The organism is Paraburkholderia sp. BR10937 (assembly GCF_040965695.1).
In the GTDB taxonomy this organism is placed as follows: domain Bacteria; phylum Pseudomonadota; class Gammaproteobacteria; order Burkholderiales; family Burkholderiaceae; genus Paraburkholderia.
Genome location: NZ_JBFRCL010000164.1, coordinates 1 through 440, shown reverse-complemented (window position 1 = coordinate 440; position 440 = coordinate 1). Strand labels below are relative to the sequence as shown.

The 440-nt window shown below is 37.5% G+C and carries 1 protein-coding gene; it reads left to right on the top strand.

Annotated elements, in window-relative coordinates; all coding sequences use genetic code 11:
• Nucleotides 1-413: transketolase C-terminal domain-containing protein (locus AB4Y44_RS42460; RefSeq protein WP_368702824.1), on the top strand; the 413-nt coding region annotated here is incomplete at its 5' end.
• Between the last annotated feature and the right edge of the window lie 27 nt (nucleotides 414-440).

Here is a 440-nt window from a genome sequence, read left to right as displayed (position 1 = left end):
ATACAACAGAATGTCCTGTAACGTCGTGTAACATAACCCAATCAGGTAATACGATTGCTATCATAGGTGTCGGCAATTTCTACCATAAGGCGGTCGAACTTAGCCACGCAATACATGATGCCATTCATATCTTTCCGACGCTTGTCAAACCACTTTGTATTTCTAGTTTAGACACTGATACATTGACTGAATTAACAAAGAACCACAATATCGTCATCACCTTAGAGGACGGCGAACTCGAAGGTGGCTATGGTCACAAAATTGCTAGCTATTATGGAAAAACGTCCATGAACGTCTTAAACTATGGCATTTCCAAACAATTCTACGACAGATACAACCCAGAAGATGTATTACAACAAAATCACCTAGATTTTGAACACATTTTAGATGATATACAAAACATACAACATTAATTCAATACATATATACCAAAAAGGGGC